The sequence below is a fragment of the Rhizobacter fulvus genome (assembly GCF_964020785.1).
On record NZ_OZ224516.1, the window covers coordinates 5,433,623 to 5,455,270 of the forward strand.

19 protein-coding genes are annotated in these 21,648 nt (G+C 68.5%); 1 reads left to right on the plus strand and 18 read right to left on the minus strand.

All coding sequences use genetic code 11. The features are described from left to right. Positions 1–6 precede the first annotated feature (6 nt). The 14 genes from ACWH49_RS25715 to leuC all read right to left on the minus strand — a co-directional run bounded on the left by ACWH49_RS25715 (position 7) and on the right by leuC (position 14,417). Positions 7–516 (minus strand): CvpA family protein, encoded by a 510-nt coding sequence (locus ACWH49_RS25715; protein ID WP_448174019.1) that lies wholly within the window; start codon positions 514–516, stop codon positions 7–9. A 7-nt stretch (positions 517–523) separates the two neighbouring features. Continuing rightward, a complete protein-coding gene (locus ACWH49_RS25720) occupies positions 524–1,255 on the minus strand; it encodes an SPOR domain-containing protein (RefSeq protein ID WP_448174020.1) in 732 nt (243 codons plus the stop codon). 118 nt (positions 1,256–1,373) lie between these two features. Continuing rightward, entirely contained in the window at positions 1,374–2,696 is a 1,323-nt protein-coding gene (folC, locus tag ACWH49_RS25725) for a bifunctional tetrahydrofolate synthase/dihydrofolate synthase (protein ID WP_448174021.1), read from the minus strand. Then, complete coding sequence (gene accD / locus ACWH49_RS25730) at positions 2,696–3,568, minus strand: acetyl-CoA carboxylase, carboxyltransferase subunit beta (protein ID WP_056463612.1); 873 nt, start codon at positions 3,566–3,568, stop codon at positions 2,696–2,698. Before accD ends, folC begins: the two co-directional genes overlap by 1 nt. Positions 3,569–3,578: 10 nt before the next feature. Continuing rightward, on the minus strand, positions 3,579–4,376 hold the full coding sequence (gene trpA / locus ACWH49_RS25735; protein WP_448174022.1) for a tryptophan synthase subunit alpha: 798 nt from the start codon (positions 4,374–4,376) through the stop codon (positions 3,579–3,581). Further along, positions 4,373–5,620: a tryptophan synthase subunit beta gene (gene trpB / locus ACWH49_RS25740; RefSeq protein WP_448174023.1), complete on the minus strand. Its 1,248-nt coding sequence runs from the start codon at positions 5,618–5,620 to the stop codon at positions 4,373–4,375. The genes trpA and trpB overlap by 4 nt, the downstream gene beginning before the upstream one ends. Positions 5,621–5,639: 19 nt before the next feature. After that, positions 5,640–6,287 carry a phosphoribosylanthranilate isomerase gene (locus tag ACWH49_RS25745; RefSeq protein WP_448174024.1) on the minus strand — a complete coding sequence of 216 codons (648 nt, stop codon included), beginning with the start codon at positions 6,285–6,287 and terminating at the stop codon, positions 5,640–5,642. Positions 6,288–6,298: 11 nt separating this feature from the next. Beyond that, positions 6,299–7,084 (minus strand): tRNA pseudouridine(38-40) synthase TruA, encoded by a 786-nt coding sequence (gene truA / locus ACWH49_RS25750; protein ID WP_448174025.1) that lies wholly within the window; start codon positions 7,082–7,084, stop codon positions 6,299–6,301. Between the two features lie 22 nt (positions 7,085–7,106). Beyond that, on the minus strand, positions 7,107–8,318 hold the full coding sequence (locus ACWH49_RS25755) for a FimV/HubP family polar landmark protein (RefSeq protein ID WP_448174026.1): 1,212 nt from the start codon (positions 8,316–8,318) through the stop codon (positions 7,107–7,109). Continuing rightward, complete coding sequence (locus tag ACWH49_RS25760) at positions 8,267–9,706, minus strand: type IV pilus assembly protein FimV (protein ID WP_448174027.1); 1,440 nt, start codon at positions 9,704–9,706, stop codon at positions 8,267–8,269. The genes ACWH49_RS25755 and ACWH49_RS25760 overlap by 52 nt, the downstream gene beginning before the upstream one ends. 285 nt (positions 9,707–9,991) lie before the next feature. Next, positions 9,992–11,122 (minus strand): aspartate-semialdehyde dehydrogenase, encoded by a 1,131-nt coding sequence (asd, locus tag ACWH49_RS25765; RefSeq protein WP_448174028.1) that lies wholly within the window; start codon positions 11,120–11,122, stop codon positions 9,992–9,994. An 89-nt stretch (positions 11,123–11,211) separates the two neighbouring features. Continuing rightward, positions 11,212–12,315 carry a 3-isopropylmalate dehydrogenase gene (gene leuB / locus ACWH49_RS25770; RefSeq protein WP_448174029.1) on the minus strand — a complete coding sequence of 368 codons (1,104 nt, stop codon included), beginning with the start codon at positions 12,313–12,315 and terminating at the stop codon, positions 11,212–11,214. 30 nt (positions 12,316–12,345) lie between these two features. Further along, positions 12,346–12,990, minus strand: a complete 645-nt coding sequence (gene leuD / locus ACWH49_RS25775; protein ID WP_448174030.1) for a 3-isopropylmalate dehydratase small subunit — start codon at positions 12,988–12,990, stop codon at positions 12,346–12,348. A gap of 17 nt (positions 12,991–13,007) precedes the next feature. After that, positions 13,008–14,417, minus strand: coding sequence for a 3-isopropylmalate dehydratase large subunit (gene leuC / locus ACWH49_RS25780; protein WP_448174031.1), 1,410 nt, complete (start codon positions 14,415–14,417; stop codon positions 13,008–13,010). 195 nt (positions 14,418–14,612) lie between these two features. Between leuC and ACWH49_RS25785 the strand changes: the two genes are divergently transcribed. After that, entirely contained in the window at positions 14,613–17,621 is a 3,009-nt protein-coding gene (locus tag ACWH49_RS25785) for a S8 family serine peptidase (protein WP_448174032.1), read from the plus strand. A gap of 95 nt (positions 17,622–17,716) precedes the next feature. On the opposite strand, the gene ACWH49_RS25790 is transcribed toward ACWH49_RS25785, so the two are convergent. The 4 genes from ACWH49_RS25790 to gltA all read right to left on the minus strand — a co-directional run bounded on the left by ACWH49_RS25790 (position 17,717) and on the right by gltA (position 21,623). Then, the gene (locus tag ACWH49_RS25790) at positions 17,717–18,142 is read right to left on the minus strand and encodes a hypothetical protein (protein WP_448174033.1); all 426 of its coding nucleotides are present in this window, start codon (positions 18,140–18,142) and stop codon (positions 17,717–17,719) included. A 73-nt stretch (positions 18,143–18,215) separates the two neighbouring features. After that, complete coding sequence (locus tag ACWH49_RS25795; RefSeq protein WP_448174034.1) at positions 18,216–19,658, minus strand: PA domain-containing protein; 1,443 nt, start codon at positions 19,656–19,658, stop codon at positions 18,216–18,218. Beyond that, on the minus strand, positions 19,645–20,097 hold the full coding sequence (locus ACWH49_RS25800; RefSeq protein WP_448174035.1) for a post-PEP-CTERM-1 domain-containing protein: 453 nt from the start codon (positions 20,095–20,097) through the stop codon (positions 19,645–19,647). Before ACWH49_RS25800 ends, ACWH49_RS25795 begins: the two co-directional genes overlap by 14 nt. Before the next feature lie 212 nt (positions 20,098–20,309). Next, complete coding sequence (gltA, locus tag ACWH49_RS25805) at positions 20,310–21,623, minus strand: citrate synthase (protein ID WP_448174036.1); 1,314 nt, start codon at positions 21,621–21,623, stop codon at positions 20,310–20,312. Positions 21,624–21,648: the final 25 nt, after the last annotated feature.

Genomic DNA, 21,648 nt, shown 5'->3' on the forward strand with positions numbered 1-21,648 from the left:
GAGTCGTCACGCTGTCGAAGAAGAAGGTGAAGAAGGAACCTGGTTGGTGAACACCGGACGCAGTTCATGCACCACGGCATTCAGCAACGCGACGCCTTGCGAACTCTGCCATGCCGGTGATCGCCCCCACGGCGAGATGCCGACCACCGCCGCGACGATCAGCAGCACGACGAGCCCGCGCACGAAGCCGAAGCCGGCGCCCAGCAATCGATCGAGCGGGCTGAGCGGCGTCGCGCGGATCAGCGCGCGCACCAGGCGGGCGCCGATGCTCCAGACCACGAGCGCGACCAGGAACACGCAGGCGAAGGTGACGACGTAGTTCAGCATCGACCCGGGCGCGCCGATGTGGATGTACGCCACGAACATCGGCGTGAGCCACAGGCCGACGAAGTAGGCGACGAACCAGCCGACCAGCGACAACAACTCGAACACGACCCCGCGCATCAGGCCGACGAGCACCGACAGCAGCAGGAACGCCGCCAGACCGATGTCCACCCAGCCGAGCTCGATGTTCACCGGCGCCTCAGAGGGTCAGCACGACGGCGGTGAGGCCGGCGGCCTTGGCCTTGGCCAGCGCCTTGGCCGCTTCGTCGCGTGAAGCGAACGGGCCGACGCGCACGCGAATGCGGTTGCCGGACGGCGTGCTGGCGACCTGCGTGTAGGTCTTCAGCCCGAGCTTCTCGGCCTTGACGCGGGTCTCGCGCGCCGCGGCCGCGTCGGCGAAGGCACCGACCTGCACGACGAAGCGCCCTGCGTCGGCCGGCGTCGGCTTCGGCTCTTCCTTGGGCGCGGGCTTGGCGGCGGCTTTCGGCTCGGGCTTGGGCTCCGCCTTGGGTTCCGGCTTCGGCTCGGGCCTGACCTCGACGCGCTTGGGTGCGGGCGCCGCAGCGGGCGCGACGGTGCGCCCTGCCTCCTCGCGCGTCTCCGTGATGACGTCGTTGGACGCCGTCGCGACCGGTGCGGGCGCGGCAGCGGACGCCGGGGCGGTCACGACCGGCGCCTTCGTGGGCATCACCAGCGGCGGCGCGCCTTCCTTGCGCGGCACCTCGATCGGGATGTCGACCGGAATCGGCCGCGGCTGCGTCTCGAACACCAGCGGAAAGCCGACGATGCCGATCACGACCAGCACCGCGGCGCCGATCAGTCGCTGGCGGGCGCGCACTCGCGCCTGCTGGACCGCGTCGGCGGTATCGCTCGCTGCGCTGCTGGTTGCCGCGGTGTCGGTGCGGCGCTTGAAAACGGACAGCAAACCCATGCGATGCGAGTTCCAGTGAGGGCCTGAGATGAGCGGGCGACGGTTGCCCCGTCGCGCGGCATGCGCCATGACCGCGCAGGCGCCTCGATCGACGGACTTCGAGCCGTCTGCGCAGCCCTCAGACCGCGTGTTGTCCCGTCAGACGGGGCACGCCGTCTGCGAGCACGCCACCGACGGTGTTGAACGATCCAAAGACGACGATTCTATCAGCGGGGTCGGCCGCGGCCAGGGCCGCCGCGAGCGCTTCCTTCGGGCTCGCATGGGTCCGGACCGTCACCGGGCCGGGGCCGGCGAGCCCCAGCGCCGCATGCTTCGCGGCCAGCTGCGCAGCCGTCGCGGCGCGCGGCAGCGGCAGGTCGGTGAAGTGCCAGTGGTCGACCAGCGGCGCCATGCGCTTGAGCAGCGCGTCGACGTCCTTGTCCGCCATCACGCCGAACACCGCATGGGTGCGGGGGAAGAAGCCCATCTGGTCGAGGTTCTGCGCCAGCGTGGCGACCGCGTGCGGGTTGTGCGCGACGTCGAGCACCAACGTCGGCTGGCCGGCGACGATCTGGAACCGGCCCGGCAGTTCGACCGTGGCGAAGCCCTGCCGCACCGCCTGCGCGGTGATCGGCACGCGCCCCCGCAATGCCTCGAACGCAGCGAGCACGCCGGCGGCATTGAGCAGTTGGTTCGCGCCGCGCAGCGCTGGATAGCCCAGGCCGTTGTAGCGGCGCGTGCGTCCGGCCCAGTTCCACTGTTGCTTGTCGCCGCCGAAGCTGAAATCGCGCCCGACCAGCCACAGGTCGGCGCCGACGCGTGCGGCAGTGTCCACCAGGCTCTGCGGCGGCCGCGGGTCGCTGACGATCACCGGCGCGCCGGCGCGCATGATCCCGGCTTTCTCGATGGCGATCGTCTCGCGGTCGGGCCCGAGGAATTCGGCATGGTCGATGTCGATGCTGGTGATGATCGCGCAGTCGGCATCGAACGCGTTGACGGCATCGAGCCGCCCGCCCATGCCCACTTCGAGGATCACGAGGTCGAGCGGCTGTTGCGACAGCAGGCGGAAGATCGCCAGCGTCGTGAACTCGAAGTACGTCAGCGCCGTGTCGCCGCGCGCCTGCTCGACGGCCTCGAAGTGCGGCAACAGCGCCGCCGCATCGACCATCGTGCCGTTGACGCGGCAACGCTCCTCGAAGTGCACCAGGTGCGGCTTCGAGTAGAGCCCGACGCGGTAGCCGGCTGACAGCGCGATCGCCTCCAGCATCGCGCAGGTCGATCCCTTGCCGTTGGTGCCCGCCACGGCGATCACGGGCATCGTGAAATCGAGACCCAGGCGCTCGCGGACGCGGCGCACGCGCGCCAGCGTCATGTCGATCTCTTTCGGGTGCAGGCGCAGGCAGTGCGCCAGCCAGTCGGCGAGCGTGCGCGGCGGCACGCCCGCCGGGTCGGATGCGGGCATCAGGTCACCGCGTCGGCGCTCTGGCGCTGCAGCATCGCGATCGCGCGGGCGATCACGCCGCGCAGTTCGCGGCGGTCGACGATCGTGTCGATCGCGCCGGTCTGCAGCAGGAACTCGGCGCGCTGGAAGCCCTCGGGCAGCTTCTCGCGCACGGTGTTCTCGATCACGCGCGGGCCGGCGAAGCCGATCAGCGCCTGCGGCTCGGCGATGACCACATCACCGACGAACGCGAAGCTGGCCGAGACGCCGCCCATCGTCGGGTCGGTCAGCACGCTGATATAGGGCAGGCGCGCCTTCGCCAGGTGCGTCAACGCGGCGTTGGTCTTGGCCATCTGCAGCAGGCTCAGCAGGCCCTCCTGCATGCGCGCACCGCCGGTGGCGGTGAAGCTGACGAACGGCGTCCTCTGCTCGATCGCCGTCTCGACGCCGCGCACGAAGCGCTCGCCGACCACCGAGCCCATCGAGCCGCCCATGAACTCGAACTCGAAGCACGCGGCGACGACCGGCACGCTCAGCACCGAGCCGCCCATCACGACCAGCGCATCGGTCTCGCCGGTGTTCTCCAGCGCGTCCTTCAGGCGTTCGGTGTACTTCTTGCTGTCCTTGAACTTCAGCGCATCGACCGGCAACACCTCCTGGCCGATCTCGTAGCGGCCCTCGGCGTCGAGGAACGCATCGAGCCGCGCTCGCGCGCCGATGCGGTGATGGTGGCTGCACTTCGGGCAGACGTTGATGTTCTGCTCGAGGTCCGTCTTGTAGAGCACCGTCTCGCACTGCGGGCACTTGATCCACAGGCCTTCCGGCACCGTGCGGCGCTCGCCCCGCTCGTTCGGCTGAATCTTCGGGGGCAGCAGTTTTTCCAACCAGCTCATGGTGGTCCTTTCAGGAATCTAGCGCGGCGCGGATCTCGCCGATGAAGCGGCCCGCGGCAGAGGCGACATTCTCGCGCGTCTGCGTTTCCAGCAATTGCACCAGGGCGGTGCCGATCACGACGGCGTCCGACACGGCGGCCACGGCCTGCGCCGTCTTCGCGTCGCGGATGCCGAAGCCGACGCCCACCGGCAGCTTCACGAACGTCTTGATGCGCGGCACCGCCGCCGCCACCGCGGCGGTGTCGAGGTTCCCGGCGCCTGTCACACCCTTCAGCGACACGTAGTAGACGTAGCCGCTGGCGATCCGGCCGACCTGCGCCATCCGCGTTTCGGTCGAGGTGGGCGCGAGCAGGAAGATCAGATCGATCCCCTGGGCACGCAGCTTCGCCGCGAACTCCTCGCACTCTTCCGGCGGGTAGTCGACCACCAGCACGCCATCGACGCCGGCCCCCTTGGCGTCGGCCACGAACCGCTCGACGCCGTAGCGCTCGACCGGATTCGCATAGCCCATCAGCACGACGGGCGTGGTGTCGTTCGTCTTGCGGAAGCCGCGCACGAAGTCCAGCACCTGCGGCAGACCGATCCCACGCGCCAGCGCGCGCTCGCCGGCCTTCTGGATCACCGGGCCGTCGGCCATCGGATCGGAGAACGGCACGCCGAGCTCGATCACGTCGGCGCCCGCGCTCGCCAAGGCCAGCATGATGTCGACCGTGGCGTCGCCGAACGGGTCGCCCGAGGTGACGTACGGGATCAGCGCCTTGCGGCCGCTCCCCTGCAGCGCATCGAAGGTGGCCTTGATGCGGCTCATTGCACACCGCCCTTCACGCTCTGGCCGCCTTGCGACGGGCGGTCGAAGTACGCCGCGCCGGACAGGTCGGCGACGGTGCCGATGTCCTTGTCGCCGCGGCCGGACAGGTTCACGAGCAGGTGCTGGTCGGGCCGCATCGTCGGCGCGAGTTTCATCGCGTAGGCGACGGCATGGCTCGACTCGAGCGCCGGGATGATCCCCTCGGTGCGGCACAGGCGGTGGAATGCCTCCAGCGCCTCCTTGTCGGTGATGCCGACGTATTCGGCACGGCCGATATCCTTCAGGTAGGCGTGCTCGGGGCCGACACCGGGATAGTCGAGCCCGGCCGAGATCGAATGGGTCTCGGTGATCTGGCCATTCTGATCTTGCAGCAGATAGGTACGGTTGCCGTGCAGCACGCCCGGCGAGCCGGCGCTCAGCGACGCGGCATGCTTGCCGGTCTCCAGCCCCTGCCCCGCCGCCTCGACGCCGATCAGGCGCGTGCCGGCATGGTCGATGTACGGATAGAAGATGCCCATCGCGTTGCTGCCACCGCCGACACAGGCGATCACGGCATCGGGCTGGCGGCCGACCATCTCGGGCATCTGCACCAGGCACTCGTCGCCGATCACGCGCTGGAAGTCGCGCACCATCGTCGGATACGGGTGCGGGCCGGCCACCGTGCCGATGATGTAGAAGGTGTTCTCGACGTTCGTGACCCAGTCCCGCAGCGCCTCGTTCAGCGCATCCTTCAGCGTCCTGGAACCACTTTCGACCGGCACCACCGTCGCGCCGAGCAGGTTCATGCGGTAGACGTTCGGCGACTGGCGCTTCACGTCCTCGCTGCCCATGTAGACCACGCACTCCAGGCCGTAGCGCGCACAGATCGTCGCGGTGGCCACGCCGTGCTGGCCGGCGCCGGTCTCGGCGATCACGCGCGGCTTGCCCATGCGGCGCGCAAGCATCGCCTGGCCGATCGTGTTGTTGACCTTGTGCGCGCCGGTGTGGTTCAGGTCCTCGCGCTTCAGGAAGATCTGCGCGCCGCCGAGTTCGCGGCTCATGCGCGCCGCGTGGTAGATCGGGCTCGGGCGGCCGACGAAGTGCTTCAGTTCGTACTGGAATTCCGCAAGGAACGCCGGGTCGTTCTGGACGTCGGCATAGGCGCGCTTGAGTTCATCGAGCGCATGCACCAGCGTTTCGGCGACGAAGCTGCCGCCATAGGGGCCGAAGTGGCCCGAGGCATCGGGTTGTTGATAGTTCGACATGATGAAAGATTCGGATTGATCAGGCGGGCGATGCGGCGCTGCGTGCATCGGCCTCGCGCACTGCATCGCAGAACCGGCGGATCGCGACGGCATCCTTGATGCCTTTCGCGGACTCCACGCCGGAGCTGACGTCAACGGCCCACGGCCGCAGCGTCTGGATGCCTTGGATCACATTTCCGGCATGCAACCCACCAGACAAAACGACTGGAAGGGGCACGTCGGAGGGAATGAGCGACCAATCGAAAACCTTTCCACCGCCGCCATATCCGTCGACATGCGCGTCGAGCAGGAGGGCTTGGGCCTGCGTGAACCGGGACGCGAAGTCTAGCAAATCGAAGCCTGCGGCCATCCGAGCGGCGCGCAAATAAGGGCGACCCGGCCGCGCGCAGGCCGCGGGGGTCTCGTCGCCGTGGAACTGCAGCAGCAGCCCCGGTATCGCCGCGATTGCCGCCGCGATGTCGGTGTCCGACGCGTTGACGAACAGGCCCACGGGCGTCACGAAAGGTGGCAGCCGCCGCGCCAGCACCTCGGCGCGGGCCAGGTCGATGTGGCGTGCGCTGCGGGCATAGAAGACGAAGCCGATCGCGTCGGCGCCCGCCTCGACGGCGGCGTCGACATCGGCTTCGCGGGTCAGGCCGCAGATCTTGATTCGGGTGCGCTGGTTCATGGTCGTGTGGATCACGGCAACCAGTCGAGCGCCGGCGTGCGCTGCGGGATGTCGTGGACGGCATCGTAGTACGGCCCGACGAAGTAGAGGCCATCCGCCGGAAAGGTCGGCGCCGCCCGGCCGCGGTCGCGTCCTGCGAGCACCGCCGCCAGCCACGCGCCGTCCCGCGTACCTGATCCGACGGCAAGCAGCGCACCCATCAGGTTGCGCACCATGTGATGCAGGAACGCATTGGCGTCGAATTCGAAGCGCCAGTAGGCACCCCGGCGGGTGATGGCGATCGAGCGGATCGTCTTGATCGGTGTCGGCGCCTGACACTCCGACGAGCGGAACGCGCTGAAATCGTGTTCGCCGAGCAGCAAGGCCGCGGCCGCTTCCATGCGCGCGCCATCGAGCGGGCGAAAGCTCCAGCCGACGGAACCGGCCTCGACCGCCGGGCGCACCGCCGACTCGAGCAGCACGTAGACGTAGCGCCGGCCCAGCGCTGAGTAGCGGGCGTGGAAGGTCTCGTCGTCGAAGCGCCGGCACCACTGCACCGCGATGTCCGGCGGCAGGAAGCGGTTGGTGCCGCGCACCCACGACGATTCGGCACGCTCGATCGGCGTGTCCAGGTGCACAACCTGGTTCAGCGCGTGGACGCCGGTGTCGGTGCGGCCCGCGCAGACGGTGCGCAGCGGCACGTCGGCGAACCGGCCCAATGCGTGCTCGAGCCGATCCTGCACCGTCTGGCCGTCCGGCTGGCTCTGCCAGCCGCGGTAAGCCTGGCCGCGGTAGGCGACGCCGAGCACCACCCTCACGAGGGCGCCCCGCCGCCGCCGGTCACCCGAGGTCGGCCAGCATGCTCTGCGCGCGGCTCTTCACGCTGCCGCTCGACTTGGCAACGACTTCGTGCAGCAGATCGCGCGCGCCATCGTTGTCGCCGATCTGGCGGAATTCCTCGGCCAACTCGAGCTTGCGCGACATCGGGTCGTCTTCGGCGCCGTCCTGGGCCGACAGGTCCAGCGCGCCGAATGCGGACGTCGATTCGGCGGCCGGCGCGCGCGTGGCCTCGGTCATCATCGGGTGCGTGGGCGGCATGTCCAGGTCGAGCGAGATGTCGGACAGGTCGAACGTAGACGGCTCGGCCGGACGCGGGACCGGCTTGGCCTGCAGTTCGGGCACGTCGGGCAGCGCAAAATCGAGCGACATGTCGTCGGCAGGCGGCGGCGGAGACGGGGCGAAGGCCTGCGTGGTCTCGAGGTTGCCGCGCACGCTGGGCTGACCGGTTTCGGGGTTGCCCAGGTCGAGGTCGAGATCGGCGCCGACGCTGCCGCCGCTGTCGGTCATCAAGGCCCCGCGCACCGAATTGCCGAACTGCGATGGCGACGGCAGCACCGACTGCGGCATGGTGCTCGCGTCGAGCGGCTCGAGGACTTCGCCACCGTCGCGGTGCATGCCGGCCGGCACGCCGCCCGGCTTGTAGAGCGGGTTGTCGGCGTCGATCTGGGTGCCGAGTTCCTGCGCCTTGGCCCAGTCCTCGCCTTGCCCGCGGGTCAGCGAGTAGAGCTGGGTCGCCAGCAGTTCGAAGCCCTTGGTATCGCGACGCTTGGCGTAGACCTCGAGCAGCTTGGTGCGGATCGCCATGCGGTCCGGGTTGCTGCGCATCGCCTCCTTCAGGATTTCCTCGGCTTGCAGATCGCGACCGTAGGCCAGGTACACGTCGGCCTCGGCGACCGGGTCGACGTCGCCGATCGCATCGAGCTGGCTCAGCGAGTAGCTCATCGACGACGAGGTGCCGCCGGCGTCCCGCGTGTCGATGCGCTGGCCGCCGCTGGCGCCGAAGAACGAATCGGGCTGCAGGCGGCTCTCCAGGAACGAGGTCTCGCCGCTGTCCTTGCCGGCGCGCCGCGCGAACTTGTAGACGCCGAAGCCGGCGAGCAGCGCAAGCGCGAGCCCGCCGATGCCGAGCGCCATCGGGTTGTCGTCGAGCAGCGAGCCGATCACGCTGGGCTCCTCGACGGGCAGCGGCGCCTTGACCGGCGACTTGACCACCGCCGGTGCGCTGGCGGCCGGCTTCGCCGCGACGACCGGAGCGGCCGGAGCCGCTGAAGCGGCCACCGCCGGCGCTGGCGCCGAAGCGGCCATCGGCGCCGAGGCGACGACGACGGGCGCGGCCGGAGGCGGCGGCGCCACAGGCGCCGGCGGAGGCGCGGGAGCGGGCGCAGCAGCCACGACCACCGGTGCAGCCGGCGGGGGGGAGCAGCAGCGGGCGCGGGCGCCGGCGGCGGTGCGGCCGTCTTCGGCGCAGCGGCACTCGCGGTCGCACCCGACAACTTCTTCAATTCGTCGACGTTCTTCGCCAGTTCGGCAACGCGCACGTCGTCTGCCTTCTTCGCGCGATCCTTCGAAATCTGTTCTTCGACCTTCGCGCCCGCCGCACCCTTGCTCAGCGTGAGCTTGTCGGGCGTCGCCGCGGCGGCCTGCTTGCGGTCATCGACCGAGGCCGTTACCTTGCCGCTGGCCTGGCGCGCACTGCCCTCCGGCCGGGTCGTCGGAACCGCGCCGGCGAGACGTTGACGGTAAGCGCCGAAGTCGGCGCTCTGGGCTTGGATGACCTGACGCGCTTCGTTCGGCGTCACGCCCTTGGCGGCGTCGGCGCTCGGCACGGCCAGCACCACGCCCGCCTTGAGACGGTTCATGTTGTTGTCCATGAACGCCTGCGGATTGCCGCGGTACAGCGACACCAGCATCTGGTCGAGCGACACGCCGGGCCGCTGGGTGCGGGCGGCGATCTTCGACAGCGAATCGCCCGGGCGAACCTTGTAGTCGTCGGCCCCGGCTGCGGCCGGCGCATCGGCCGGCTTGACGGCCACGGCGCGCGGCTCGCGGGGCGCGGCCGCGGGACGCGGTGTCGGCGGTTCGGCCGCGGGCGCGGGAGCAGCCGCAACCGCCGGAGCGGGCGCCGGGCGGCGTTCGGCGGCACGCGGCGGTGCGGCCGGCACCGGCGTCGCGGCGCTCAGTGCCGGTGCTGTCGTCGGTGCCGGCGCGGGCGGCGCTGCACGGGCCGTCACCGGCGGATCGAACAGCATCGTGTACTCGCGCACCAATCGGCCGGTGGACCAGTTCAGTTCGAGGATGACGTCGACGAACGGCTCCTGGACGCCGCGGTCGCTCGTCAGCTTCAGGTACGGCCGTCCATCGGCGCGGCGCAGCAGTTCGACCTGCGTGCCGGGCAGAACCGCGTTGTAGTCCACGCCGGCGGCCTTGTACGACTCGGGCGGCGCCACGCGAACGCGCAGGTTCGACGCCTCTTCGGGCGTCATGCTGGTGACGTCGATCTCCGCACGGAGCACCTCGCCCAGCGCCGACTGCACCTGAACCCGCCCCAAACCCAGAGACCAGGCCGCGGGCGCCGCCATGATCAACGCGGCCGCGGCCACCCCGGTCAGGGCGAAACGCCCCGAGAACGTCAAGCTTCTTTTCAAGGCGTCTCCCAAAAAGACGAGGCGAGCGCCTGCGCGCGACCGCCGATATCGACAGCGTCCATCTCGCGTCACGCACCGCGGAAAAGTCGGCACCAACGCAAAATCTTGGAAATCACAATAACATCAACAAGATACGTTGACAAGCTAATGCAATGGCTGACATTCTGCGCTGTTCGACGAATCGGCCGGATCGTGGCGTGGCAGCCCTGCAACAAGTGTCGCCGTGCGGCCTAACCCGAATCAGGCGTCGACCACGATGCGCAGCATGCGCCGAAGCGGCTCGGCCGCGCCCCAAAGCAGTTGGTCGCCGATCGTGAACGCGCCCAGGTACTGCGGGCCCATCGACATCTTGCGCAAGCGGCCGACCGGGATCGTCATCGTGCCGGTGACGGCCACCGGCGTCAGGTCGCGCAGCGTCGCTTCCTTGGTGCTCGGCACCAGCTTGACCCAGGCGTTGTCGGCCGCGATCAGCGCCTCGATATCGGCCAGCGGCACGTCCTTCTTGAGCTTGAACAGCAGCGCCTGGCTGTGGCAGCGCATCGCGCCGACACGCACGCAGAAGCCATCGACCGGCGTGGCGTCCGTGCCGAAGCCGGCGCCCTGGCCGAGGATCTTGTTGGTCTCGGCCTCGCCCTTCCACTCCTCCTTGCTCATGCCGTCGCCCAGATCCTTGTCGATCCACGGGATCAGGCTGCCGCCCAGCGGCACGCCGAAGTTGGCGGTCTCGGCGTCGGACAGGCCGCGCTGGGTAGCGGCCAACTGGCGGTCGATCTCGAGGATGGCGCTCTTCGGGTCGTCGAGCAGGTGGCGCACCGAGGCGTTCAAGGTGCCGTATTGCGTCAACAGTTCACGCATGTGGGCCGCACCACCGCCCGAGGCGGCCTGGTACGTCATCGTGTTCATCCACTCGACCAGCCCGGCCTTGTAAAGCGCGCCCACGCCCATCAGCATGCAACTCACGGTGCAGTTGCCGCCGATCCAGTTGCGGCCGCCCTGGGCCAGCGCGTCCTTGATCACCGGCATGTTGACCGGATCGAGCACGATCACGGCGTCGTCCTTCATGCGCAGCGTCGAGGCGGCGTCGATCCAGTGACCGTTCCAGCCTGCTGCGCGCAGGCGCGGGAACACGTCCGACGTGTAGTCGCCGCCTTGCGCGGTGACGATGATCTCGCAGCGCTTCAGCGCGTCGATGTCATAGGCATCGAAGAGCTTCTTCTCGTTCTTCGCCATCACCGGGGCGGTGCCGCCGGCATTGCTGGTGCTGAAGAACATCGGCTCGATGTGGTCGAAGTCGCCTTCGGCCTGCATGCGATCCATCAGCACGGAACCGACCATCCCGCGCCATCCAACCAAACCCGTGAGTGCTGTCATCAAAGTTGCCCCAGTGAAAAAGTTGATCGAAACCTCTTTGCTCCCCCGGCTCGCTCGCCAAGGGATGGGGCGACACGAACCGGAGCCAGCTAGCCCTTGGTAATCGTGGTTTTCGCGGTGGCGGACGAGAGCGCAGCGACGACCGCGTCGGCCATCTCGATCGTGCCGACCTTGGTCGTGCCCGCGGACCAGATGTCTGCCGTGCGCAAGCCCTGCGCGAGCACACGCTGCACGGCCGACTCGATGCGGTCGGCGGCGGCGGGCTGGTTGAGCGAGAAGCGGAGCATCATGGCGGCAGACAGTATTGTAGCCAGCGGATTCGCCAGGTTCTTGCCGGCGATGTCGGGCGCGCTGCCGTGGCTCGGCTCGTAAAGCCCCTTGCCCGCCGAATTGAGCGAGGCCGACGGCAGCATGCCGATCGAGCCGGTCAGCATCGCGGCCTCGTCGGACAGGATGTCGCCGAACATGTTGCCGGTGACGATGACGTCGAACTTCTTCGGATCCTTGACCAGCTGCATCGCCGCGTTGTCGACGTACATGTGGTCGAGCGCGACATCCGGATACTGCGCGTGCACCTCGGTGACGACGTCCTTCCAGAACTGGAAGGTCTCCAGCACGTTGGCCTTGTCGACGCTGGTCAGGCGCTTGTTGCGCTTGCGTGCGGCCTGGAAGGCGACATGCGCGATGCGCTCGATCTCCGGGCGCGAATAGCGCATCGTGTCGAACGCCTCCTCGGCGCCGGCGAACGCGCCGTCCGGCGACTCGCGGCGGCCGCGCGGCTGGCCGAAATAGATGTCGCCGGTGAGCTCGCGAATGATCAGGATATCCAGCCCCGCGACCAGCTCGGGCTTCAGGCTCGACGCGTGAGTCAGCTGCTCGTAGCAGATCGCCGGGCGGAAGTTCGCGAACAGGCCCAGGCTCTTGCGCAGACCGAGGATCGCCTGCTCCGGGCGCAGGGCGCGCTCGAGCTTGTCGTACTTCCAGTCGCCGACGGCGCCGAACAGCACCGCGTCGGCGCCCTGCGCGAGCTTGAGCGTCGCCTCGGGCAGCGGGTGACCATGCACGTCGTACGCGGCACCGCCGACCAGCGCGGTTTCGGTCTCGAAACGCAGGTCGAGCGCGCCCAGCACGCGCACGGCCTGCGCGACGATCTCGGTGCCGATGCCGTCACCCGGCAGGATTGCAATCTTCACGGGGGAGCTTTCTGTCGTTGTCGTGATGGATCAGATCGTGTGCGCGAGCCACGGCTTGGTCAGCAGCCGTTCGGCCTCGAAGGCGCGGATCTTGTCGGCATGGCGCAGCGTCAGGCCGATGTCGTCGAAGCCGCCGAGCAGGCAGTATTTGCGGAACGGTTGCACGTCGAACGGGATCGTCGCGCCGTCCGGCTTGACGATGACTTGCTGCTCGAGGTCGATCGTGAGCTTGTAGCCGATGAAGGCCGCCGCCTCGTCGAACAGGCGCGCGACCTGCTCCTCCGGCAGCACGATCGGCAGCAGGCCGTTCTTGAAGCAGTTGTTGAAGAAGATGTCGGCGTAGCTCGGCGCAATGAGCGCGCGGAATCCGAACTGGTCGAGCGCCCACGGCGCATGCTCGCGCGACGAGCCGCAGCCGAAATTCTTGCGGGCCAGCAGCACCGAGGCGCCCTGGTAGCGTGGCTGGTTCAGCACGAAGTCGGGGTTCGGGCGGCGCGACGCCGGGTCCTGCCCGGGTTCGCCGTGGTCCAGGTAGCGCCATTCGTCGAACAGGTTCGGACCGAAGCCCGAGCGCTTGATCGACTTCAGGAACTGCTTCGGAATGATCGCGTCGGTGTCGACGTTCTCCCGGTCCATCGGAGCGACCAGGCCGGTGTGGATGCGAAACGGGGTCATGGGAATCCTGTGGGGGTTCAGCTCAAGCGGCTGACGTCGACGAAGTGGCCTTCGATCGCGGCCGCCGCCGCCATCGCCGGGCTGACCAGGTGGGTGCGGCCGCCCGCGCCCTGCCGCCCTTCGAAGTTGCGGTTGCTGGTCGAGGCGCAGCGCTCGCCCGGCTCGAGCCGGTCGGCATTCATCGCCAGGCACATCGAGCAGCCGGGCTCGCGCCACTCGAAACCGGCGCCCTTGAAGATCACGTCCAGGCCCTCGCGCTCGGCCTGCTCCTTCACCAGCCCCGAACCCGGCACGACCATCGCGAGCTTCACGTTCTTGGCGATGCGCTTGCGCAGGTGGCGCACCACGTTCGCCGCCTCGCGCAGGTCCTCGATCCGCGAGTTGGTGCACGAGCCGATGAAGACCTTGTCGATCAGGATGTCGACGATCGGCTTGTTCGGCTCCAGCGCCATGTACTGCAGCGCGCGCTCGATCGCGCCGCGCTTGCCGGCGTCCTTCTCGCGGTCCGGGTCCGGCACGCGGTCGTCGATCGACAGCACCATCTCGGGCGAGGTGCCCCAGGTCACCTGCGGGCGGATCGTCGACGCGTCGAGCTCGACCACGGCGTCGAAGTGCGCGCCGGGGTCGGTCTTCAGCGTGCTCCAGTAGCGCAGCGCCTGATCCCACTCGATGCCGCTCGGCGTGAACGGGCGGCCCTTGACGTAGGCGACCGTGGTCTCGTCGACGCCGATCAGCCCGGCCCGTGCCCCGGCCTCGATCGCCATGTTGCACACCGTCATGCGGCCTTCCATGCTCAGCGCGCGGATGGCCGAACCGGCGAACTCGATGGTGTAGCCGGTGCCGCCGGCGGTGCCGATCTTGCCGATGATCGCAAGCACGACGTCCTTCGCGCTGACGCCGGCACCGAGCTTGCCCTCGACCTTGACGAGCATGTTCTTCGCCTTGCGCGCCAGCAGCGTCTGCGTGGCCAGCACATGCTCGACCTCGCTGGTGCCGATGCCGTGGGCGAGCGCGCCGAACGCGCCGTGGGTGGAGGTGTGCGAATCGCCGCAGACCACCGTCATGCCTGGCAGCGTGGCGCCCTGCTCCGGTCCGATCACGTGGACGATGCCCTGGCGGCGGTCGTTCATCTTGAACTGCGTGATGCCGACGCGGTCGCAGTTGGCATCCAGCGTGTCGACCTGCAGCTTCGAGATCGGGTCGGCGATGCCGTGCGAGCGGTCGGTCGTCGGCACGTTGTGGTCGCTCACCGCCAGGTTCGCGGAAACGCGCCAGACCTTGCGGCCCGCCAGGTCCAGGCCGTCGAACGCCTGCGGGCTGGTCACTTCGTGAACCAGGTGGCGATCGATGTAGAGCACGGCAGTGCCGTCGTCCTCGGTGTGGACGACATGCTCGTCCCAGATCTTGTCGTACAGCGTGCGGAGCATGGTCGGACCGGTGGCGCCGGCGTTCTTGCGGCAGGACGATGATTTTAGGCGCAGCGCCCGCACGACCCCCGAACCAGGGGGTAGGGACAGTACGGTTGGTTCGACCACACTCAGCGGTGAAACTTCACGATCCTTCACGCTTGGGTGACCACAAGTTGCCAAAGCACCTCAATCACACCCACTCAGGGCCTACCGATGAAACTGAATATCTGGCAACCGGCTTTGGTGGCCGCGGCCACCCTGGCGCTGACGGCCTGCGGTGGCGGCGACGGCGGGGCAAGCTCGTCCACCGCCCAATCCGCCGCGATGTCGACCGCGCTGTCGGTCAAGAACGTCACGGCCGGACAAATCGAGCCATCGGACGTCGCGGCCCGCGCCACCGGCACCGCCACCTTCGTCGTGCGCATGGCCGACGAACCGGTCACGGCGTACAAGGGCGGGCTGAAGGGCTACGCCGCGACCAAGCCGTCCGCCGGCAAGAAGATCGATCCCGATTCACCGGCCGTCGGCAACTACAAGGGCTACCTCGCCGCGCGCCACGACGCCGCGCTCGCCGCGGTCGGTGGCGGCACCAAGGTGTACAGCTACGGCTATGTCTTCAATGGCTTTGCCGCCAAGCTGACCGAAGCGCAGGCGCAGAAACTGGCGCAGACGCCCGGCGTACTTTCGGTGTCGCGCAACGAGATCCGGACCAAGGACACCTCGACGACTCCGGCCTTTCTTGGCCTGAGCGGCCCGACCGGTTTCTGGGCGACCAAGGGCACCGGCGAAGGCGTCATCATCGGCATCATCGACACCGGCATCTGGCCCGAACATCCGAGTTTCTCGGACCGCACCGGAACCAACGGCAACGGCACGCAGGACGGCAAGCTGTCGTACCAGCAGATCCCTGGCTGGCACGGCAAATGCCAGAACGGCGACCAGTTCAACAACTCGAACTGCAACCAGAAGCTGATCGGCGCGCGCTACTACAACGCCGGCTTCGGCGGCAATGCCGGTATCGCCGCAGAACTGCCATGGGAGTTCAATTCACCGCGCGACTACGACGGCCACGGCACCCACACGGCGAGCACGGCCGGCGGCAATGAGGGCGTTCAGGCGACCGGTGTGGCATCGGCCTTCGGCAAGATTTCCGGAATGGCTCCGCGCGCGCGCATTGCGGCCTACAAGGCACTGTGGACGCAGGCGGACGGCACCGGCTCGGGCACGACGGACGACCTGGTCGCCGCAATCGACCAGGCCGTGGCCGATGGCGTCGACGTGATCAACTACTCGATCAGCGGTTCGCAGACCAGCTTCCGCGACCCGGTTGAGATCGCGTTCCTGTACGCCAGCGACGCCGGCGTGTTCGTCGCCGCGTCGGCCGGCAACAGCGGCCCGACGGTCAGCACCGTCGCGCACCCGAGCCCGTGGATCACCACCGTGGCGGCGGGTACGCACAACCGCGGCATCGTCGGCGGCTCGGTCACCCTGGGCAACGGCGTGACGTACAACGGTACCGGCTACTTGCTGTCGGTCGGTCCCGCACCGCTGGTCGATGCCGGCGCGGCCGGCCTGGCCGGCGCGGACGCGGCGACCCTCGGGCTGTGCTACGGCACGGCCGATGGCGGGGCTCGTCTGGATCCGGCCAAGGTGTCCGGCAAGATCGTCGTGTGCAACCGCGGCGGCAATGTGCTCGTCAACAAGGCCGCGGCTGTCAAGGAAGCGGGCGGGGTCGGCATGGTGCTGGTCAACACCCCGACCAGCAACACCACGACGCCGTTCGTCGCCTATGACATCCCGGCGGTGCACCTGACCGTCGCAGCCTACGCGCCGATCAAGGCGTATGCGGCCACCCCGGGTGCGACCGCGAGAATCGGCCCCGCGGACATCGTCACCAACGTTCCCGCGCCGTTCACCGCCGACTTCTCCTCGCGCGGCCCGCTGCGCGCGAGCGGCAGTCTGCTCAAGCCCGACCTGATCGCGCCGGGGCAGGACATCCTCGCCGGCGTCGCGCCGCCGAACAACAACGGCAAGCTGTTCGACCTGTACAGCGGCACCTCGATGTCGAGCCCGCACGTGGCCGGCATCGCGGCGCTGATGAAGCAGATTCACCCGGACTGGTCGCCGATGGCGATCAAGTCGGCGTTGATGACCACCGGCACGGACGTGCTCGATGGCCCGAACACGAATCCGCTGGTCATCTTCCGCCAGGGCGCTGGCCACGTGCGGCCGATGAACGCGGCCGATCCGGGCCTGGTGTTCGATTCGGGCTTCAGCGACTGGTTCGGGTTCCTGTGCGGTACGCAGCTGCCGGTGTCGTTCTGCACGTCGGCCGGCGTGCCGGTGATCGAGCCGAGCAACTTCAACGGCGCGTCGATCGCGCTGGGCAAGCTGGCGGGTTCGCAGAAGGTCACGCGCACGGTCACGAACGTCGGCGGTGCCGAAGAAACGTACACGTTCTCGGTGGCCGGCATGTCGGGCATCAACGTGACGCTGCCCGGCGCCTTGACGGTGGGCAAAGGCAAGTCCGCCAAGTTCGAGCTGACCTTCACGACGACCACGGCGGCGCTGAACGCCTACACCGGCGGCCAGCTCACGCTGACCGGCAACAAGGGGCACGTCGTTCGCATCCCGATGGTGGCGAACCCGGTCGCCCTCGCGGCGCCGATCGAGGTGACGGGCTCGTACAACGTGACCTTCGGTTATTCGGGTCCGTTCACGGCGACCGCCCGCGGGCTCGTGCCGGCAGCGACGCAGGCCGGCTCGGTCCAGACCAACACCTCGAAGGATTTCACCGTCGACGTGCCGGCGGGCCAGACCTACCTGCGCTTCTCACTGTTCGACGCCAATGTCAGCCAGGCGAGCGACCTCGACCTCGAGGTCTACCGCAACGGCGTGCTCGTGGGCTCGAGCGGCAGCGGCACCTCGGCCGAAGAGGTGAACTTCGTCAACCCGCCCGCGGGCACGTACACGGCGCGCGTCGTCGGGTTCGCGGTGCCGGTCGGCGCGGCGGACTTCACGTTGTTCAGCTGGACGCTCGGCAGCGCCTCGGCCGGCAACATGACGGTGGCTGCACCGGCAACCGCCACGCTCGGCCAGACCGCCAACATCGGCCTGACGTTCGGCGGCCTGGACGCCAAGACGAAGTACCTCGGCTCGGTGGCCTACGGCGGCGCATCCGGCATGCCGAACCCGACGATCGTGCGGGTCGACGCGCCCTGACCGCCCTCGGCCGGCCAACGTCGCCGGCCGGCACACAAAGAAAGAGGGCCCCGCGGTACCGACCGCGGGGCCTATTTTTTTGGCGCGGACGAAGGTCAGTACACGGCCGAGCGCGGCGCCGGGTCGGTCGCACGCCCCGGCGGACACAGCTGCGGCTGGCCACGCATCGAGGCGTGGTAGTCGAGTTGTTCGGTGCCGGACTGGATGCGGATCCGGTAGCCCGGCACCAGCGCCATCGTGTACATGCGCCCGGGCATCGGGCAGCCGAGCGAGCCGTCGGGCCAAGTCACGCGCTCCGCGCTCAGCAGCGTCGGGGCCGCAGCACCCGGCGCTGCGCGGCGCATCGCATCGGCCAGGGCGGCCTGCGCCATCGCGTGAAGATCGGCATTCATCGGCATCGACTCCTTCGCGGCGGGTGACGCAGGCGGGCCGGCTGCGTCCTCTCGACCTTGCGCGGCGCAACCGCCGGCCAGCACCAACGCCGCCAGCATCGGGATCGCGGGGAAGGCCCTGTCGCTCATGCGCCGGTTGTACCGCGATCCAAAGAAAAAGGCACGGCGTGTGCCGTGCCTTTCGAGGTGGAAACGACCGTTCTTACCAGCCGATGTCCTTCAGCAGCTCGAAGGTCATGTCGGCCGGCATCACGACGGTGTGCAGCAGGTCGGCGTTGATCGCGGGTTCCATCAGCTGGTTGGGGAACGCGATCGTGTCCCAGTGCGACACCGACGACCCGCTCTGGTACGGGTTCGGCGTGTACATCAGCGCGCGACCGAAGGCGTCGGCTCCTGCGTACTGCGCCGTGTTCACGTCGAAGCGGCCGATCACGCCGCCGGAGCGCTGGGCCAGCGCCTTCTTGATCAAGGTACCGGCCTCCAGCGTGATGCGCACCGACGGGATCGTGATGGTCGGGTCGGTCCCGCTCATCCCCGCTGGCGGCCCGCCGGCGACGTTGTCGACGATGACCACGCCCTTCGCGCCGGCCGCCTGCATGATCGCGGCCTTCACCGCAAACCCGCAGACGCCGCGATCGACCACGGCGACCTTGCCCTGGAAGGCATTGCCCGCCACCGGCGTGCATGCGAGCCCGGTGCCGTTCGGCTGGTCGACCAGCTGCACCATCTGGCCGGTGACAGGCGTGGTGCTGAGCGGCGGGCCGAACGAGGCCCCGCCGACGTCGTAGGTGCCGGCGGCACCGCCGGCTGCGCCGTAGACCTGCAGGCGCGGCGTGCCCGCGGACAGCGCCGTCGGCACCGCCTTGGTGACGTTCGCCCCGGTCCACGACAGCTGCCGCGGCTTCAACGCCGACGCAGCGCGCTCGGCGCTCGTCATGTTGATCCACAGCTTGCCGGTGGTGTCGTCCATCAGGTAGTAGTCCCAGATCGACGGCTGACCGAAGAACACGTCGCCGGTGGCACCGCTCGTGAAGGTCTGGAAGCCCAGACCGTGGCCGAACTCATGCAACAGCACCGTGACCAGGTCGATCGCGGTGCCGTGGTTGTTGTCCAGGCCGAGGTAGAACGGCGAACCCGGCAGGCAGTTCGAGAACAGGCCCAGGCGCGAGTTGAAGCGGGCCTGGATGTCCTGGCCCTGCGGGTCACCTTCGCTCAGGTCGGTACCGGCCAGCTTGTTGGCGAGCGCCTGCGGGTACCAGGCGCCGGCCTTCGCCGCGTTCGGGAAGTCGCTCCAGATGTTGTACGCCCCAGCGCTGCCCAGCACTGCGCTGGTGGCGGTGCAGGTCAGCGGCTCGAACGACGCGCGGATCTTGATGGTCTGCGAGCTCGTCAGCGTCGCGCCCCAGATGTCGGCCGCGGCCTGGAAGGCGATCAGGCGCTGCTGCCCCAGCGTCGTGCCGGCGTTGCCGCCGACCGGCGCGGCAGGCGTCGGGTCGTTGAAGCCGACGCCAGGCGCGTTGGTGTTCATGATCACGATCGTGGCCGCGGCCTGCGCCGTGGCCGTCAATGTGCCCAGTGCGGCAACCAGGGCCGCTCCGGCGAGCGCGCCGCCGACCCGACCCCATGCGGATTTATTGGTGGTCATGGTCGTGCCCCTTCTTGCTGGCCTTGGCGCTCGTGGCGGCGGTCGGCTTGGCGAGAACGATCTTCTCGGCCGCCTCGGCGCCGGTGACGCACGCGGTGTCGAGGCTGCCGTCGGCCTGGCGGGTCACGACCGAATACGACAGGAATGCATCCCCGGCGCGCACGCCTTTCGCGCCGTTGGCGCCCTGGATGCGCACCGGTGCGGCGGCCGCTTCGGCAGCGGCTGTCGAAGGGGTGCGAGCAGCTGCACGGGCGGCTTTTTCCTCGTCCTGCATCGCCTTGAATTCTTCATGGGTCGGCGCGCGCAGCACCCCGGTGACCGGGTCGCGCACCACGCGCATGCCGATGCTGTCGTTGCCGGCCATCGCCGCCGGTGTCGCGAAGGCCGCGAGGCACAACGCCGCGCCGGCCAACGCCATGGGATTGATCGCAAGTGTCATTGCAGCTTCCTGTGGGTAGGGTGGAAAGGAACCGTCGAGGTCACTCGTAGCGCCACGCGCGGCGAAGCCACGATAGGGGATGACGATGCAAAAGCCGTTCCCGGGAAACCCTCGGACGCCCCACCTGTTCAGGGGGGCCGGACAAAAAAAAGCCCCGCGTCGCCGCGGGGCCGTGGGCGCAGCGCCTGCGCGCCGCGAAGTTCCTGCAGCGCTCAGCGGCGCTGCGCGATCGGCGCGACGTTGCGCGGCGTCGAGCCGCTGAACAGCTGGCGCGGCCGGCCGATCTTGTATTCCGGGTCGCCGATCATCTCGTTGAGCTGCGCGATCCAGCCGACGGTGCGGGCCAGCGCGAAGATCGCGGTGAACAGCGTGACCGGGATGCCGATCGCGCGCTGCACGATGCCCGAGTAGAAGTCGACGTTCGGATAGAGCTTGCGCGAGACGAAGTAGTCGTCCTCGAGGGCGATCTTCTCGAGCGCCATCGCGAGCTTGAAGATCGGGTCGTTGTGCAGGCCGAGCGCGTCCAGCACCTCATGGCAGGTCTCGCGCATCAGCTTGGCGCGCGGGTCGTAGTTCTTGTAGACGCGGTGCCCGAAGCCCATCAGCTTGACATTCGAGTTCTTGTCCTTCACCTGCTTGATGAAGTCGCCGATCTTCTCGACGCCGCCCATGCGCTGCACGTCCTCGAGCATGTTCAGCGCCGCCTCGTTGGCGCCGCCGTGCGCGGGGCCCCACAGGCAGGCCACACCGGCCGCGATCGCCGCGAACGGGTTGGTGCCCGACGAGCCGCACAGGCGCACGGTCGAGGTCGAGGCGTTCTGCTCGTGGTCGGCGTGCAGGATGAAGATGCGGTCCATTGCGCGCACCAGCACCTCGTTCGGCTCGTACTCCTCGCACGGCGTGGCGAACATCATGCGCATGAAATTGCCGGCGTACGACAAGTCGTTCTTCGGGTAGATGTAAGGCTGTCCGATGGTGTACTTGTAGGCCATCGACACCAGCGTGGGCATCTTCGCGATCAGGCGGATCGCCGCGATGTCGCGGTGCTCGGCGTTGTGGATGTCGGTGCTGTCGTGATAGAACGCCGACATCGCGCCGACCAGGCCCGTCATGATGGCCATCGGGTGCGCATCGCGGCGGAAGCCGCGCAGGAAGAACTGCATCTGCTCGTTGACCATCGTGTGGTTCGTGACGAGCTTGGTGAAGTCGGTCTTCTGGGTCGCGTTGGGCAGCTCGCCCTTGAGCAGCAGGTAACAGGTCTCGAGGTAGTCGCAGTTTTCCGCGAGCTGCTCGATCGGGTAGCCGCGGTACAGCAGCTCGCCCTTGTCGCCGTCGATGTAGGTGATCGTCGAGTTGCACGACGCCGTCGACAGGAAGCCTGGGTCGTAGGTGAACTTGCCGGTCTGCGCGTAGAGCTTGCGGATGTCGATCACGTCGGGGCCGATGCTGCCCTTGTAGATCGGCAGATCCATGGTGGGGCTGCCATCGGAGAACGACAGCGTGGCTTTCACGTCGGACGGGGTCATGATCTTTCCTTCAAGTGCCTAGAGT